A 15457-nucleotide genomic window follows, 5' to 3' on the forward strand; every position below is an offset into this window, starting at 1 on the left:
AAATGAGAGGCTTGAGGTGATGAGGAGTATGGTGAAAAACACGTTTATATCGTATTTTTTCAAGTTTACTAGCCGTATGTAAAAGAGAGTTGCCTTCACAGGAACCGATCATTGTGTATGGCATTCAGAAGATATAGCTGTGTAGCGGATGTATCCTTGGACAATAGGGAGCGCTATGATGCGTTTCTAAATGATGGGAGAGTAAACCTTTTCACCAGAGGAAATATTGCTAATAATGTTCGAGTTTGTGGAAGAACCTCGTGTTGGTAACTTCCCCACTACTACGTTTTGCACTCATCGGCACAATGCCTTCTTCATGAATACTTACATAGTAGCAGGTAGCGTTTAGAGAATGGTAGATGTTTATGCTAAAATATGTCATAGATTACGAGAGAGAGGGATTACCATGCGTACCACTTATTTTAAAAACTTATTACAGCACTTACCTGAAGAAGAACAACAACAATTGCAACAGGCAAATGGTGCAACTGATGCACATATTGAATCATTGCTAGAGATATTTCCACTTTGCCCGCAATCATTGCTGGAGCTATTACGGGATGTCAATGGTACTTATTATTGTCGACATGGCCAAGAAACAATCTGTGCCCTTGTGCTTGGCTCTGATTTAGGGGATTATCCGTATTATTTAAAGTCAGTGGAGCAAATCGTGGCAGACTATCATGACAAGCGTGAAACGATTTATGAACGTTATCAAGATTTTTTAGATTATGTCGAAGTGAATGACAAGATTAATATGCATGTGCCGATAAATGAACGTTTATGCTTTGCTGATTGCATGAATAATGGTGGAACCTCTAGCCTGTATATTGATTTTTCACCAAAGGAAGGCGGACAAGTTGGGCAAGTGGTCCGTTATGTGCATGATCCTGATAGTTTTGAGGTAATTGCCGCTTCCTTTGAAGATTATTTACAGCAACTTGTAGAGGGAGGTTATGAATTCACTGCTATTTACGAGGAGGAATTCGAATGACCATGCTGCTCATGTTCCATGAGGACAAAGCACAAACTTTAGTAGAACAATACACCCTAACAGAAGAACAGCTACGTTATACAAATTCCCCAAAAGATAGCATTGAACTTGCGAAGCAGGATAATAGTCGACATGCCATTTTAGCGCTGGTCAGTAACAAGCTAGTCACTTTTTTTGTCTTACATGAAAAAGAAGGAGTGAAGCCTTATTCCTCCAATGAACAGGCGTTGTTAATTCGCTCCTTTTCTACGGATTATTATGAGCAGGGCAAAGGCTATGCTAAGATGGCACTCCAATTATTACCTGATTTTGTTCGCAAGCATTTTCCACATATCAATGAGCTAGTACTAGGTGTAAATGTGCCAAATATAGCAGCTCAGAAACTTTATAAGAGGTGCGGTTTTGTGGATGAAGGCAGACAGGCAAAGGGGATTCGAGAGGAGCTAAAAGTAATGAGCTATTATATGAAGGAGACTCAAAATTGAGCCATATAAAAGAGGCAAGAATGGAGCATTTACAAGTACTTTGCACAATCGATCAAAAAGTGATTGGAGATGCATCCAGAACGGAAGAAATTCAGCAAGCAATCGAAGAGAAACGCTGTCTGCTATACCAATCCACCGATAATATTGCGGGGTTTCTGCTATTCACCAATGACTTTTTTGGCTATAGCTTTATTTCCTTAGTCATTGTTAAGCCGTCAGAGCGTAGAAAAGGCGTCGCGTCTGCCTTAATGAAGGCTTATATGCAAATGGCTAAAACGTCAAAAGTTTTCTCCTCTACAAATCAGTCCAATAAGCGGATGCAACAACTTTTTCACAATTTAGGCTTTGTCAAAAGTGGTGTTATCGACAACTTGGATGAGGGAGACCCAGAAATTATTTATATGAAACAAGCCTCACCACAAGCATAGGGTGAGGCTTTTGTTTATTTTTTGACTTTAATAAATAAAAAGGATGGTCTGCGTAGCTCCTTTTCAATAGAAGGAAGCTGTTGAATGGCCTCTTTGCTTGGGATAGGTTCAACGATTTTGTCAATGGATAACCCGTGCGTAATTAAGGTATTCATCATCGTTGCTATCGTGCGATGATATTTGACAACGCCATCCACCAACCATGTTTGCTGACGTAAGCCCTCTTCATGGTAATGATCCACTGCGTAATGCAAACGGTTATGGCTTTCGTCATAAATCCAATTATCTACCAATGTGTGACGAGCCGTAGCAATAGGATGCTCCACAGAGAAAATAAATACCCCATTTGGCCGAAGCATTTGCGCAATTTGACTAATTACCTTATCGAAATCTTGGACATAATGAAGAGAAAGAGAGCTGGTTATACAATCAAAGCTATTTGAAGGCGCTTCATAATCCTCTATGGCTTGCAGCTGATAGTCAATGTGTGGATGAGCATGCTTCTGTTTGGCAATAGCTAACATATTGCTCGAAACGTCTAAGGCGGTCACATGCTTAGCGTGATGGTCCAGACAATATTGTGCGAATTCACCCATACCACAGCCAATATCAAGTATTTGTAAATTCGTTAATGGTGGTAGTAAGGACTTCATTGTGGGTTGCTCCAAAAGACCATTATAGTTATACGTTTTTTCTCGTAAAGCCTTGTATTGGTTGAAAAAAATCTGATTATCATAGATATTTTGTTTCATTAATAACCTCCATTTTGTGAAACATAACGTTATGTCAAGTGTGCGCATTACAATTGTCTCATGTGGCAATAAAAAGATATAGACTTTTATTACAATTTTTTGTAAGATGTAGATAGAGGCATGTCATTTTTTGATAATAGTTAATTCCCACCTATTTACAAATTAGATGGTTTATTTTTTTTAGAGAGCACTAATGAAAATTAATTGATGTCCAGCCTAACTAAGTCGAGCAGTTTCTCCAAGTTTCCTACATCGTTTTTTTCTTCACTATCACTATTCTTTGCAGCAACTGAGTCACTACTTCTGTTTATAGTATCTACCAATGTCCATTTGCGAATGGGAGTGAAGTCCAGCATATGACAGGCTGATTTCATACCTTCTATGGATAGATTTGTTTTCCCTTAATGTCATAAAAATGTAATAATTCAAAAAAATAAATTGATTTAAAGGGAAAAGATGACACTTCTTGCAATCTATAACGTTCTTAATAGTTGGAAGCAAATTCCGAAATAGAGACGTTGGAGGGATTCGATTGAATCAAGAAAGCTTATTATCCATTAGTAGCAATGCTTTATTTATTGCCTTTATTCTCTTGCTTATAGCAATTGTGCCATTAGGGCTTGCTGTCAAATCAAAGAGGAAAATGTTCGGCAGGCTAGGTCTGCTTCTCACTTCTGTAGCCTTTGCCTTACAGCTTGTGTACTTTGTTGTGAGGTGGGTGGCGGTGGACCACGCACCCGTGAGTAATATGTATGAATTTATGACATTCTTTGGCATTATGCTCACAGGAAGTTATTTGATTATCCATTTTTTATATAAGCAGCTCGTCGTCGGCTTATTTACCATTCCTGTGTCATTAATCATCCTTGGTTATGGAAGCGTTTTCGCAAAGGAGGTATCACCGCTTGTGCCATCCCTACAAAGTCACTGGTTAACGATTCATGTGATGACGGTAGCTTTTTCCAGTGCCATTTTATCGGTCTCCTTTGCCACAGGTTTGATTTATTTACTAAGAACGTTGGATGTTTCTAAAAAATCCATCAGTACATATAGTTTAGAATTTGTCTTGTATTGTTTAGTTGTCGTAATTGGCTTTATTGGTGTATCAACGGTTTTCAGCGTTGCCGCAGAAGAGGTGCAAGTTCAATTTGACAATTCACAAGGACAGCAAGAAAAAGCCACCTACTCCATGATGCCCTTGATTGTTAACAAGGGTGCGGTCACAAAAAATGGTGAAGGAATAGGCATAGTAGAAATAACGAATAAAATAGATGCCAAGAAATTAAATTCAATTGTCTGGGCATTTATCGTCGGCACGATTTTATATGGTGTGATTCGATTGATTACAAGAAAATCGATCAGTGCCGTATTAAAACCATGGACAAGCCGTGTCCAGCCACAATTAATGGACGAAATATCCTATCGCGCTGTCGTCATCGGCTTCCCATTATTTGCATTAGGTGGTCTTTTATTCGCCATGATCTGGGCCCAAATTGCCTGGAGTCGCTATTGGGGCTGGGACCCTAAAGAGGTTTGGGCATTGATTACATTTTTGTTCTACGCAGCCTTTCTTCATTTCCGCCTATCCAAAGGCTGGGAAGGGGAGAAAACGGCTTGGTTAGCCATTATCGGCTTCGGCATTATTGTGTTCAACCAAGTGTTTGTCAATTTAGTGATTGCCGGCTTACATTCTTATGCGTAGGCAGGGGTGAGCTGAGCCTTTCATGTGATTTTATGGAGGGGTTTTGGGTGACATGATTCTCGTTGTGGGAATGAAATGATCCTAGTTATGAGGGAATCGCTCTAAAGAGTGTGTCAAGTACTCAAAGCCACTCCAAAGTGTATGAAAAGCGCTTAGAAGAACTGCTCCAAAAGTATAGACTAATGAGGGAACCGTGTCCTATTTTCTAAAATTGAATATGGTTAGTTATATATGTCATGTCCGCTGTTTTTTATTGCCGTGGAGTTGACAGTTCCATTAGATCGGCTGCTCAAGAGGCATAGTGGATAATTTCTTGCTTGTTGTTCAGTGAATGGCACTTTTGGTGGAACAGTGCTTATTTTATAAACTGGTGGTTTCATCGTTGGGCATTGTCGTTTTGTTTAGGGCACTGCCGTAGATACGGTGCTGTTTGCTAGGCAGTTTCCAATTGCCCATCAGGGAGAAATGTCTGTACCTGTGCAATCATAAGACAAACAAAAAAGAGACATCCGAAAATGGATGTCTCTTTTTATACGCACGTCTATGTTAAGTGAAGATTATAGTTTCACTACATTCGTTGCTTGAGGTCCGCGGCTGCCTTCTTCTACTCCGAATTCAACTTTTTGGCCCTCTTCTAAAGTTTTGAAGCCATCTGTTTGAATCGCTGAGAAATGTACGAATACATCATTGCCACCTTCAACTGCGATGAAGCCAAAACCTTTTTCTGCGTTAAACCATTTTACTGTACCTTGTGTCATGTAAACACCCTCCCAAAAAAATTCAACAATCAATTGCTTCCATCACATATAAAAACGTTTTCAAAAGCTCTTATACCAGTTGAATCTGCGTTTTTAATCATCGCAATGAAGTAATGTAATTATTAACTATATTATAGTACAGAATTGTTTGTATATCCAGTAAATTCCGTTTTTAGTAAGAAAAAATTTACATTTGTCATCTATTAGTAATATAACGATAGCGTCTCACTAATCTATCCATGCTTTTTCTTTGGCAACAATCACAGCCTCTGCGCGTGATTCTACACTTAGTTTCACAAATAGCTTTGATAAATAATTTTCTACAGTGCGCTGGGTGACACCGATAGCAGAGGCGATGGCTTTATTCGTACAGCCTTGGGCAACGAGCTGTAAAATTTCCTGTTCTTTGTCGCTCAGTAATACCTCCTGTTGAACATTAGGTAGGTTGGCTCGTTGCTGGACAAAGTCTAAGAAATCAGCTGCCAGTAATATTTCGCCTCTTAGCGCTGCCTGAATCGTTTGGATGACCTGCTCTTTTGTCGCCAATTTTGATAATAGACCATCAATCTTTTTTTCAATTAACAGCTCATAGTAATCAGAAAGCTCGTAGCCTGTATAAAGAATAATAAGTGCCTCAGGTTGCTTTTTCCTAATCATTTCTGATAGTTGAATGCCATTAATAGGCTTCATGTTAATATCGATAAGAAATAATTGAAAACTTTCCGTCTCCATTCTTGGTAAAACGGCGGCACTATCCTGCTCCGTTTTGATTTGAACATTGGCTAAATCCTGTAGCAATGTTTTCGTACCATCTAAAACGACAGGATGGTCATCTATAATAAGTATGTTCATCATATGAATCACCGTCCTCTTGTATTTGTATAAAAATATGCATGCCTTCCTTGTGGCTCGATTGGATGGTGATGTCACCATTAAAAGCACGGACACGTTCACGAATGCCATTAATGCCCATTGAAGCAGAGGACTGAATTAAATCGTCAATGTCACAGCCAATTCCATTATCATCATATTGAAGGATAAAGCCCTGAGGCATCGCCTGTAATTTTAGTGAAACCTCGGTTGCCTCGGCATGCTTGATTGCATTATTGAAAAGCTCCTGAACGAGGCGATAAACCACAAGGTGGAGCGTGACATCCTGGAAGTGCACCCGGTCAATTTGAGCGTCTAATAAAAAGTCAGCACGTATTTTTACCTTTTGAATCAGTTTTTTTAATGCCATTTGTAAGCCAAAGGTATCCAGGAGTGGGGGACTTAAGTTCTCGCAATATTCCCGTAAGTCCTTTGTTGCATTTAATAGCTGTTCCCGAATAGCTAGTACGGTCTCCTTTTGAATAGTAGGAGAGCTAGCAAGAACATCGAGTTCTCTAGCTAAATGCAGTTGCTCCTGCAAAATGGTATCGTGTAATTCTTGTGCTAAAATACTCTTTTCCTTCTCAATAATATTCCATAGCAATTTATCGAGCCAAGGAAGCGGCGTATCACTGGTGTTTTTCATATGCTGAATTTCGCGTACTAAATCTTCAATTTGCTGTAAATTATTAATAAACATTGATACATACAGTGCCAGCAATTCTAACCAAAGAAGCTCTTCCTTTTGAAGGGCATGCCGTATTTCTAGTAAAATTTTTTCATCCCCAGCATCGTGCAACAACAATTGGGTATAGTTGCTACCAAACTTTGGAGAAGGGGTTTCTTCTGTTATCGTACAGATATGGAAGGCAGTTGTGCCTAGCTTCTCGGTAATTTCATATTTAAAACGATCCAATAACTCTTGTTGGTTTTTGGCTTTGCCCATACGTTGCACTGCTGCATATAGATTATGTACATAATTTCCAGTAGAAGAAAAGATAATTTTTCTATACTTAAAATCGATGCGTTCTTTAATATAGAAGCTAGCAATGATCACCATGAAAATTAGTAAAAATATACTTGTGACATGGACGATGGATAATTGACCTAAGAATAAGAGGGCAATCCCCGCAGTCGATAACAAAGCGCTGAAAAAGGCCAGTGTGGAATAATAGCGCAAACGTGATAATTGGTATTCAATATCAAATAATCGTTCGTTTACCTGAATGAACAGAAACGAGAACGGTATAAATAATAGAAATAACGCAGCAATTTCGGCATGTAGTAATGGCCTATGCCCTAAAATTTCAGGTGTGACGAAAAATAATAAAAAGGGTAAAAATGGTACAATAAAAGCAATGGCAATCAAGCGAATTTTCGCCAATTTCGTGCGTAAATAACTCGTTAATAAAATATAAATAGCATAAAGCACAAGAACCGCAAATAAGCTTAAGTTCAAGATAGGCATTATTTCACGTAAAGCTGGCACGTAGCTTTCAATAAGAGAACAGCCAGGAATGATAAACGGTAGAACATAAAGCCATTTGCTGTGAGGATAGGTCCATCTGATTTGTAAGTAACGGAAAAAATGCTGTAAAAAATGGATGAAGAGCACTAAACATAGCACAATACTAATGCCAATGGTAATCATTCCAATCAGATTGCCTCTTGCCGAAGCGCCAGTGCTTATATAGCCCATGGAGCAGGTTAATAAAAATAAGACCAATAAAAATGTCGGGATGTTATCTTGATTGCGTCGCCAGACATAAAGTGCAACGCTGAAAGCTAAAAGAAAATAAAAGATCGGAAAGAGAATTTGCAAATATAATTCTTCTGGCATATCACTGTGCTTCACAGCAATGCTTTCAATGGTCCCATCAGACTTTTGAATCGTTAAGGTATTGGCACTTCGAATGATGGCATATAACTGAACAAAGCGATTCTCCATGGCTGGTTGTCCATCAATGGCCACAACGATATCGCCTTTTTCAATATTTTTTTGCGCAGCCCAGTGAGGATAGTAGCTATCTATAATGACTGGTTGACCGTTTGTCGTATCGAGAGTGAGGCTAATAAAGGGTGTTTTGATAGTAACGCCTAATACATAAATGCCAAGTATTAAATATGTAAGAAAAATAAAATATGTCCATTTTTTCATTGGGAAACCTCAAATTTGTGTATGATAATAATCTCCTATATATTATCGCTAATTATTGATAAATTTGGAATACCGAAATAACGTGTTTCGGAAAACCACTATTGCCTTTTCGGAATAACGAAATAGTGTTTTCGGACATGGCTATGATACGGTGAATTTAATTATTGTGACGAACAGGGGGTCTATTGCGTGAAAAAAGGCATTTGTACATTTATTCTTTTTTTCCTCATCGCTATGATTACCATTCCATTGACCACGAAGGCCAAAATGGTGAATCAAGATAAAGTCGAGGTAGAAATCGGTCTCATTGGTAGTGATCATCATTTTGTCTATAAGATTCCGAAGCATTTACATAAGGATATGCCCTATACAGACATGAAAAACGGTATTCAAGCTTCCTTAGCTAGTCATTGGAACATTGAAGAGGCCCGTTACGAAGCCAATAAGTCGGATGTTGCCTATACCTTTTATATTCAGGATTTATTTCAAGAAAAGCGAGATGGCCAGCTAAAAGTAGCAATCCCATATCGTAATTTAGTAGGCATGTTTGGGGAGCAAGATCCCATTCAATTGCGTATTTTAGCGAGTAAATTATCGAGTTGGACTGTCAATACAAAGGACTGGACAGCGTTTGGCTTTATGGAGCCTTTTACTGTTTTAAGTGAGCGTGAATATGTTTATGAGGGAGCAGTTAATGATTTATTAAACCAGAGGGTTGGTCATTTTGATGGCACGATACAAAAAAGTCAATTGCTATTATACAGCATCATTTATTTTTGCTTTATGGCAGTCCAACTGCTTGCTTGCATGATTTTGTCTAGGCGTTTAAAAAGAAAAATCATCGAAAATCCAGACAATATGCACCAGTTCCGTAAACTTAATTATCTGTATCAATTGTTACCGATTTTGATTATAGTTGCCCAAATCGTATTCCTCGTGTTATCGGGCTTGATTACAGCATTCGGGCTTTACTTTAGCCCTGGCATTGATTTATTAGTCATCGTTGGACCGATTTTATTGAATATTATCTTACTGCCCACTTTTTTCGTCACAACCGAGAGTGAAATTTCACGGGAGCTCAATAACAATTCCTATCATTCGGGCTGATGACAGCTTTATTCAACATTTGACATACGAAAATCCGCCATGTAATGGTATAATGGTCAACAGCAAAAGTGAGGAGTTGTTGAACAAAAATGATGCATCCAGAAATGGCGTACTTAAATTTACTACAACATATATTAGAAAATGGCACGAAAAAAGAAGATCGGACAGGGACAGGTACATACAGTGTCTTTGGTTATCAAATGCGCTTTGATTTAAGCAAAGGTTTCCCACTTTTAACGACAAAGCGTGTCCCTTTTAAGCTGGTAGCGAGTGAATTATTGTGGTTCATTAAAGGGGATACGAATATCCGTTATTTATTGCAACATAATAATCATATATGGGATGAATGGGCATTTAAAAAATGGGTGGAATCAGATGCCTATACAGGACCTGATATGACCGATTTTGGCCGCCGCTGTTTAGTGGATGAGTCGTTTAATGCCTTGTATCAAAAAGAGCTGGCTTCATTTTGTGAGCGTGTCTTAACGGATGACGACTTTGCGCAGCAATACGGCGATCTCGGTAATGTCTATGGCAAGCAATGGCGTCATTGGACTACATCTGATGGCCAGAGCCTTGACCAGCTACAGGATGTTATTGATCAAATTAAGCATAATCCTGACTCACGACGTATGATTGTCAATGCGTGGAATCCTGAGGATGTTATCAATGCGGGGGCAAAGGGCAGTAAAGCGGCATTACCGCCATGTCATGTGATGTTCCAGTTCTATGTGGCGAATGGTAAATTAAGCTGTCAATTAATGCAACGAAGCTTAGATACATTATTAGGCTGTCCGTTCAATATTGCTTCTTACGCTTTATTAACGCATTTAATTGCACATGAGTGTGGACTAGAGGTTGGCGAATTTATTCACAGCATTGGGGATGCTCATATTTATGCGAACCATGTGGAGCAAGTGAAAGAACAGCTATCACGGGAGCCAAAGGACCTACCGACATTGCACATCAATCCAACTAAAACATCGATCTTTGATATAGAGCTTGAGGATTTATCCATTGAAGGATATGATCCGCATCCAGCTATTAAAGCACCGATTGCCGTATAATCCTAGCAGCAGCCGTCTTGGTTGCTGTTTTTTTCGAACGAAGCACTAGGTCTAACGATTTGTTTTACTAAATAGGTAAGCAGTTGGATGACTGGACGAATAGTAGTTGATTATAGTAATTATGGGATTACTAGCATTATTTGGAGCGAGTCAGTCCATTATCGTGTAGAGGTGAAAGTTGTGAAAAATACAATAGTACTTCAAGCAGATGAATGTGAGCGGCAGCCGAGTCATCAACGGCAAAAACAGGGTGCTACACAACAGGTGTGTTCTTGTAACACGACGAAATTATCACAGCAGCAAATTCACGAAATGATGCAAATCATCGAAGAAATTCGTTTGAAAGGCTATAAAGAAACACTATAAATGTAAGCGCCTTCTAAGCTATAATGGCTATGGAGGTGTTTTTTTATGAATGTAATTTTTGTCGATTCATTTTCTGGAGAAGAGTTATTACATACGGTGTCACATGATGTGGCAGGTATATTGGCTGCAACTCAGGGAGAAAGTGTGACATTTCCAGTCGGTCATTTCAAATATGAATTTCATAACTTAGATTTTTATGATGACAATGGACAAATACGTCAGGAATTAGTGATATATGTGAAGAAAATATAAACGGCGTATTTGATGTAACAAAACGGAGAAAATAAATACAGGTGACAAAAAGGGCTTGCTTTTTTTTGCACCTGTAACTATAATGGTTACAACAGGTGGTGATACATATGGTGAACAGTCGATTTTCGGTGGCGATCCATATTCTTTCTCTCATTGCTACAACATCTGATAAAAGCTTACTCACGTCCGACTATATGGCTGGGAGCGTGAATACTAATCCCGTTGTTGTAAGACGTATGATTGGCGTTCTAAAAAAGGCTGGCTTACTGTCATCACATTCTGGCATGGCTGGCTATGAGCTATTAGTCGAGCCAAAGGATTTAACACTTTTAGCTATTTATCAGGCGATGAATGGGCCAGAGCAGCTTTTTGCGATTCATGATGAGCCAAACCCAGCGTGTGCAGTAGGGCGGAAAATCCAACATACATTGGAAGGTGTCTATACATCTGTTTGGCAGGCAATGGAGGAGCAATTACAAGCACAGACGCTACAGGATGTGCTGGATCAACTTCGTGCTTAGACGGAGATGGTCTTTTTGTATCTAACCTGTAACTGAAATAGTTACAACTAAATTTGAGGAGGAATAAATAATGAAAATTGCCGTAATTGGTGCAACAGGGAAAGCAGGACAAAAAATAGTAGAGGAAGCGTTACAACGAGGTCATGACGTAACAGCTATCGTTCGTTCAGCAGCTAAAGTGACAGCCGCTATTCCAGTGCTTGAAAAAGATGTCTTGGATGTAACAGCAGAAGATGTGAAGGGCTTTGATGTCGTTGTGAATGCATTCGGTGCGCCAGCAGGACAAGAACAGTTACATGTAAAAGTGGGCCGTCATTTGATTTCGATTTTCAAAGGGATTGCTACAAAATTAGTTGTTGTAGGTGGTGCAGGTAGTTTATTTGTGGATCCAGAGAAAAAAGTGCGTGTGATGGAAACACCAGATTTTCCGGCAATGTACTTAGCAACAGCACAAAATCAAGGACAAAATCTAGAGGATTTACAACAATCATCTATTACGTGGACATTTATCAGTCCATCAGCATTTTTTGATCCGGAAGGACCACGTACAGGTCACTACACAGCAGGTGTTGACCATTTATTAGTCAATGACGCGGGTGAAAGCTATGTCAGCTATGCTGATTATGCGGTTGCTGTCGTAGATGAATTAGAAAATCCACAGCATGTAAATAGCCGTTTTACAGTGACATCGAATAAATAATAAAGGCAACCGAGCGTAGGAAATGCGCTCGGTTTTTAGCGATTTCTTTGCTTTTTTGAAGGATTTTTTTCGTTTACAGAAAAATGACTGTTTACAATACGACTTTTATTAGCTACTATCAAGTGTGAGTATTACATAAAAGGAGACGACAATGATGTCAACACAACGTATAGAAAAAGATTTTTTAGGTGAGCGCGTATTACCAGCAGAGGCTTATTACGGAATTCAAACATTACGTGCAACGGAAAACTTCCCAATTACAGGCTACACAATTCACTCTTCACTTATTAAGGCGATGGGGATTGTGAAGAAAGCAGCGGCTTTAAGTAATATGGAAGTACACCTATTATCAAAAGAAATTGGTGAGGCAATTGTCGAAGCAGCACAAGAAGTAATTGATGGCAAATGGGATGCAGAATTTCTTGTAGACCCAATCCAAGGTGGAGCAGGTACATCCATCAATATGAATGCTAATGAAGTCATCGCCAACCGTGCCCTAGAAATTTTAGGGAAAGAAAAAGGTGACTATCACACAGTAAGCCCAAACAGTCATGTTAATATGTCCCAATCAACAAATGATGCGTTCCCAACAGCTATTCATATCGCTGTTTTAAATTTAATAGATGAATTATTAGTAACGATGGATTATATGCAATCGGTTTTCCATCAAAAAGCAGAGCAATTTGCACATGTCATTAAAATGGGTCGTACGCATTTACAGGATGCCGTGCCAATTCGCTTAGGACAAGAGTTTGAAGCTTATTGCCGCGTGATTAACCGTGATATCGTACGCATTCGTCAAACACGTCCAAATTTATATGACGTGAACATGGGTGCAACGGCTGTTGGAACAGGTTTAAATGCCTTCCCAGATTACATTAAATCCGTTGATGAGCATCTTGCTGAAATTTCTGGTTTACCATTAAAAGGTGCGACACATTTAGTGGATGCAACACAAAATACAGATGCTTATACAGAAGTATCAGGCGCTTTAAAAATCTGTATGATTAATATGTCTAAAATCGCTAATGACTTACGTTTAATGGCTTCAGGTCCTCGTGCAGGCTTAGGAGAAATCCTTTTACCAGCTCGTCAACCAGGATCTTCGATTATGCCAGGTAAAGTCAACCCAGTTATGCCAGAGGTACTGAACCAAGTTGCCTTCCAAGTGATTGGTAATGACCATACGATTTCACTAGCATCTGAAGCTGGACAATTAGAATTAAACGTAATGGAGCCTGTTTTAGTGTTTAACTTAATTCAGTCCATTAGCATTATGAATAATGTTTTCCGTGCGTTTACGGAAAATTGCTTAAAAGACATCGAAGCAAATGAAGAACGCATGAAAGAATACGTAGAGAAAAGTGTAGGGGTACTAACAGCTGTTAACCCACATATTGGCTATGAAGTAGCAGCACGTCTTGCACGTGAAGCAATTCTAACAGGTCGTTCTATTCGTGAGCTTTGCATTGAAGAAGGTGTCTTAACAAACGAACAATTAGACTTAATATTAGATCCATATGAAATGACACACCCAGGTATTGCTGGCTCTAGTATCATGAATTTAAAATAATTCCAACATCAAGACTGTAGACATGCTTTACGAGCTGTCTATAGTCTTTTTTTATGCAGTCATCAATAGGCTTGTGTCTTTGTTCTTATAAAAGAGAGCGTATCCTTATGATTTTTAGGATTTTTCAACTATAATAATGGTATGGAAGACATATTTTAGTTGGGGGAATTTGGAATGAGTTTACGAAAAAAGAGTTTACTTGGCTTTGCAGTTTTAAATGTCTTAATGATTATTATTCTCTTTATTGATTTAGCCAATGTAACGACATTAGAATGGCTTTCGACTGTATTAACCATCGTAGGAATAGCCATTACATTAGCTTACACCGTATATGTTCATTACAAAGTGATACAGCCTATCAAACAATTAACAGAGGCTGCACAGGGTATTACGGCAGGCCAATTAGATACAGTTGTCATCGAGGTTCGTGACAAGAGTGAGATTTCTCAGCTAGCGCAATCCTTTTTAGAGATGCAGGAACAATTACGCACAATGACACAAAAAATTGCGCACAGCTCTACAGATTTATCAGCAAGCATCGAAGAATTATCCGCAAGTACGAATGAAATTACGGTAGCTGTGGAAGAAGTCGATCAACAAATGGAGAAAACGTCAGAGGGCTTGAAGCAAGCGGCACAATCTGCCAATGATAGTGCTAATGCTATGCAAGAAACTGTCGATGGAATCGGACGAATTACGGAAGCCACTCAGGATGTGTTTGATCATGCAAAAGATGCCAATGAGATTGCAGGAAATGGAGCGAATATTTTACATGTGGCGAAGGAACAAATGAAATTTATTTCTTCTTCAACCGAAAAAACGAGCGGACTCATGCAGCAATTATCCAATAAAATGACAGATATTAAATCGATGACTGAGATGATTACAGCTATTACGGACCAAACGAATTTATTGGCATTGAATGCCGCCATTGAAGCAGCTCGAGCTGGAGAACATGGGAAAGGCTTTGCAGTTGTGGCAGAGGAAGTGCGTCAATTAGCAGAGCAATCCAAGCATTCTGCTGCACAAATCGTGGACTTAGTAGTGGGCATTGAAACTGACACGAAACAGGTAGCATCCTCAGTGGAGGAGGATTTAAAAAATGTTCAGCAGGGTGTCTATGTCATTGATGAAGCAACAAAATCCTTTGGCACGATTTCACAGCATGTTAGTCAAATGACGAGCCAGCTTGAGGATATTTCAACAACAGCTGAACAGCTTTCTAGCAGTGCCAATGAAGTAGCTTCCTCTGTGACAACGATTGCTAATGGTATGGGTAAGCTATCGCATTATACAGAGGCTGTTTTACATTCAATGGATGAGCAAACAGCCTCAATGCAAGCTGTCAATCATGTGACACAGGATTTAAGCGTACAAGCTGATAATTTACAAAAGCTAACAAATCAATTTCAGGTTTAAGCAAGAAAAACATATTTTCAAGGTTTTTTAGCCCTGAATAGTTATCTAAGAACAAGATGATTTTGCCTCCACAGATAGCTATGCACAAAGGTGGTTTCAGGCGATAGATAAGTAATTTGAAATGCACTTCCTGTCATTAGAATGGGAAGTGTTTTTTATTGGCGGACCAACGTAATTAATTTCTTAGTGAAATCCTTAGAGATCACGTAGATTGTATGCGTAACCTTAACCTACATTCAGCTACTGATTTGTCCTTTTTCACCTTACCAAAGGTGATAGCCATATTTGTTTCTAGCCGTATCCTC

General features: G+C 39.1%; 16 protein-coding genes. 12 read left to right on the forward strand and 4 right to left on the reverse strand.

Annotated elements, in window-relative coordinates; genetic code table 11:
• Window positions 1-406: 406 nt before the first annotated feature.
• From MHI04_RS10350 to MHI04_RS10360, 3 genes are read left to right on the forward strand one after another with little or no spacing between them, the layout of a single operon-like run.
• On the forward strand, window positions 407-994 hold the full coding sequence (locus MHI04_RS10350) for an SMI1/KNR4 family protein (RefSeq protein ID WP_036122466.1): 588 nt from the start codon (window positions 407-409) through the stop codon (window positions 992-994).
• Entirely contained in the window at window positions 991-1479 is a 489-nt protein-coding gene (locus tag MHI04_RS10355) for a GNAT family N-acetyltransferase (protein WP_058843186.1), read from the forward strand. The genes MHI04_RS10350 and MHI04_RS10355 overlap by 4 nt, the downstream gene beginning before the upstream one ends.
• Window positions 1476-1907, forward strand: a complete 432-nt coding sequence (locus MHI04_RS10360; RefSeq protein WP_342535670.1) for a GNAT family N-acetyltransferase — start codon at window positions 1476-1478, stop codon at window positions 1905-1907. Before MHI04_RS10355 ends, MHI04_RS10360 begins: the two co-directional genes overlap by 4 nt.
• 14 nt (window positions 1908-1921) lie before the next feature.
• Here MHI04_RS10360 and MHI04_RS10365 read toward each other — a convergent pair whose 3' ends face one another.
• A complete protein-coding gene (locus MHI04_RS10365; RefSeq protein WP_058843188.1) occupies window positions 1922-2659 on the reverse strand; it encodes a class I SAM-dependent methyltransferase in 738 nt (245 codons plus the stop codon).
• Between the two features lie 532 nt (window positions 2660-3191).
• On the opposite strand from MHI04_RS10365, the gene ccsB reads away from it, so the two are divergent.
• On the forward strand, window positions 3192-4361 hold the full coding sequence (gene ccsB / locus MHI04_RS10370) for a c-type cytochrome biogenesis protein CcsB (RefSeq protein ID WP_058843189.1): 1170 nt from the start codon (window positions 3192-3194) through the stop codon (window positions 4359-4361).
• Window positions 4362-4918: 557 nt separating this feature from the next.
• On the opposite strand, the gene MHI04_RS10375 is transcribed toward ccsB, so the two are convergent.
• The 3 genes from MHI04_RS10375 to MHI04_RS10385 all read right to left on the reverse strand — a co-directional run bounded on the left by MHI04_RS10375 (window position 4919) and on the right by MHI04_RS10385 (window position 8147).
• Complete coding sequence (locus tag MHI04_RS10375) at window positions 4919-5119, reverse strand: cold-shock protein (protein WP_036122451.1); 201 nt, start codon at window positions 5117-5119, stop codon at window positions 4919-4921.
• Window positions 5120-5347: 228 nt separating this feature from the next.
• A complete protein-coding gene (locus tag MHI04_RS10380; RefSeq protein ID WP_036122449.1) occupies window positions 5348-5974 on the reverse strand; it encodes a response regulator transcription factor in 627 nt (208 codons plus the stop codon).
• On the reverse strand, window positions 5949-8147 hold the full coding sequence (locus MHI04_RS10385; RefSeq protein ID WP_089932200.1) for an ATP-binding protein: 2199 nt from the start codon (window positions 8145-8147) through the stop codon (window positions 5949-5951). The genes MHI04_RS10380 and MHI04_RS10385 overlap by 26 nt, the downstream gene beginning before the upstream one ends.
• Window positions 8148-8336: 189 nt before the next feature.
• On the opposite strand from MHI04_RS10385, the gene MHI04_RS10390 reads away from it, so the two are divergent.
• The 8 genes from MHI04_RS10390 (at window position 8337) to MHI04_RS10425 (ending at window position 15152) form a co-directional block, all read left to right on the forward strand.
• Complete coding sequence (locus tag MHI04_RS10390) at window positions 8337-9254, forward strand: hypothetical protein (RefSeq protein ID WP_101966626.1); 918 nt, start codon at window positions 8337-8339, stop codon at window positions 9252-9254.
• Window positions 9255-9343: 89 nt separating this feature from the next.
• The gene (locus MHI04_RS10395; protein ID WP_036122437.1) at window positions 9344-10321 is read left to right on the forward strand and encodes a thymidylate synthase; all 978 of its coding nucleotides are present in this window, start codon (window positions 9344-9346) and stop codon (window positions 10319-10321) included.
• An 87-nt stretch (window positions 10322-10408) separates the two neighbouring features.
• Window positions 10409-10687 (forward strand): hypothetical protein, encoded by a 279-nt coding sequence (locus tag MHI04_RS10400; RefSeq protein ID WP_244504823.1) that lies wholly within the window; start codon window positions 10409-10411, stop codon window positions 10685-10687.
• 45 nt (window positions 10688-10732) lie between these two features.
• Window positions 10733-10939: a hypothetical protein gene (locus MHI04_RS10405; protein WP_036122432.1), complete on the forward strand. Its 207-nt coding sequence runs from the start codon at window positions 10733-10735 to the stop codon at window positions 10937-10939.
• Window positions 10940-11046: 107 nt separating this feature from the next.
• Window positions 11047-11460, forward strand: a complete 414-nt coding sequence (locus MHI04_RS10410; protein ID WP_101966627.1) for an Rrf2 family transcriptional regulator — start codon at window positions 11047-11049, stop codon at window positions 11458-11460.
• A gap of 70 nt (window positions 11461-11530) precedes the next feature.
• A complete protein-coding gene (locus MHI04_RS10415; protein ID WP_338654148.1) occupies window positions 11531-12160 on the forward strand; it encodes an NAD(P)-dependent oxidoreductase in 630 nt (209 codons plus the stop codon).
• A 154-nt stretch (window positions 12161-12314) separates the two neighbouring features.
• Window positions 12315-13733, forward strand: coding sequence for an aspartate ammonia-lyase (gene aspA / locus MHI04_RS10420; protein WP_036122404.1), 1419 nt, complete (start codon window positions 12315-12317; stop codon window positions 13731-13733).
• 174 nt (window positions 13734-13907) lie between these two features.
• Complete coding sequence (locus MHI04_RS10425) at window positions 13908-15152, forward strand: HAMP domain-containing methyl-accepting chemotaxis protein (RefSeq protein ID WP_036122401.1); 1245 nt, start codon at window positions 13908-13910, stop codon at window positions 15150-15152.
• Window positions 15153-15457: the final 305 nt, after the last annotated feature.

Source organism: Lysinibacillus sp. FSL K6-1151 (assembly GCF_038630755.1).
Taxonomy (GTDB): Bacteria; Bacillota; Bacilli; order Bacillales_A; family Planococcaceae; genus Lysinibacillus; species Lysinibacillus fusiformis_D.

Coding starts and splice junctions, on each gene's coding strand:
- MHI04_RS10395 (WP_036122437.1), top strand. CDS start 9,344: ATGATGCATCCAGAAATGGCGTACTTAAATTTACTACAACATATATTA.
- MHI04_RS10380 (WP_036122449.1), bottom strand. CDS start 5,974: ATGATGAACATACTTATTATAGATGACCATCCTGTCGTTTTAGATGGT.
- MHI04_RS10400 (WP_244504823.1), top strand. CDS start 10,409: ATGACTGGACGAATAGTAGTTGATTATAGTAATTATGGGATTACTAGC.
- MHI04_RS10365 (WP_058843188.1), bottom strand. CDS start 2,659: ATGAAACAAAATATCTATGATAATCAGATTTTTTTCAACCAATACAAG.
- aspA (WP_036122404.1), top strand. CDS start 12,315: ATGTCAACACAACGTATAGAAAAAGATTTTTTAGGTGAGCGCGTATTA.
- MHI04_RS10385 (WP_089932200.1), bottom strand. CDS start 8,147: ATGAAAAAATGGACATATTTTATTTTTCTTACATATTTAATACTTGGC.
- MHI04_RS10350 (WP_036122466.1), top strand. CDS start 407: ATGCGTACCACTTATTTTAAAAACTTATTACAGCACTTACCTGAAGAA.
- MHI04_RS10425 (WP_036122401.1), top strand. CDS start 13,908: ATGAGTTTACGAAAAAAGAGTTTACTTGGCTTTGCAGTTTTAAATGTC.
- MHI04_RS10415 (WP_338654148.1), top strand. CDS start 11,531: ATGAAAATTGCCGTAATTGGTGCAACAGGGAAAGCAGGACAAAAAATA.
- MHI04_RS10355 (WP_058843186.1), top strand. CDS start 991: ATGACCATGCTGCTCATGTTCCATGAGGACAAAGCACAAACTTTAGTA.
- MHI04_RS10405 (WP_036122432.1), top strand. CDS start 10,733: ATGAATGTAATTTTTGTCGATTCATTTTCTGGAGAAGAGTTATTACAT.
- MHI04_RS10375 (WP_036122451.1), bottom strand. CDS start 5,119: ATGACACAAGGTACAGTAAAATGGTTTAACGCAGAAAAAGGTTTTGGC.
- MHI04_RS10410 (WP_101966627.1), top strand. CDS start 11,047: ATGGTGAACAGTCGATTTTCGGTGGCGATCCATATTCTTTCTCTCATT.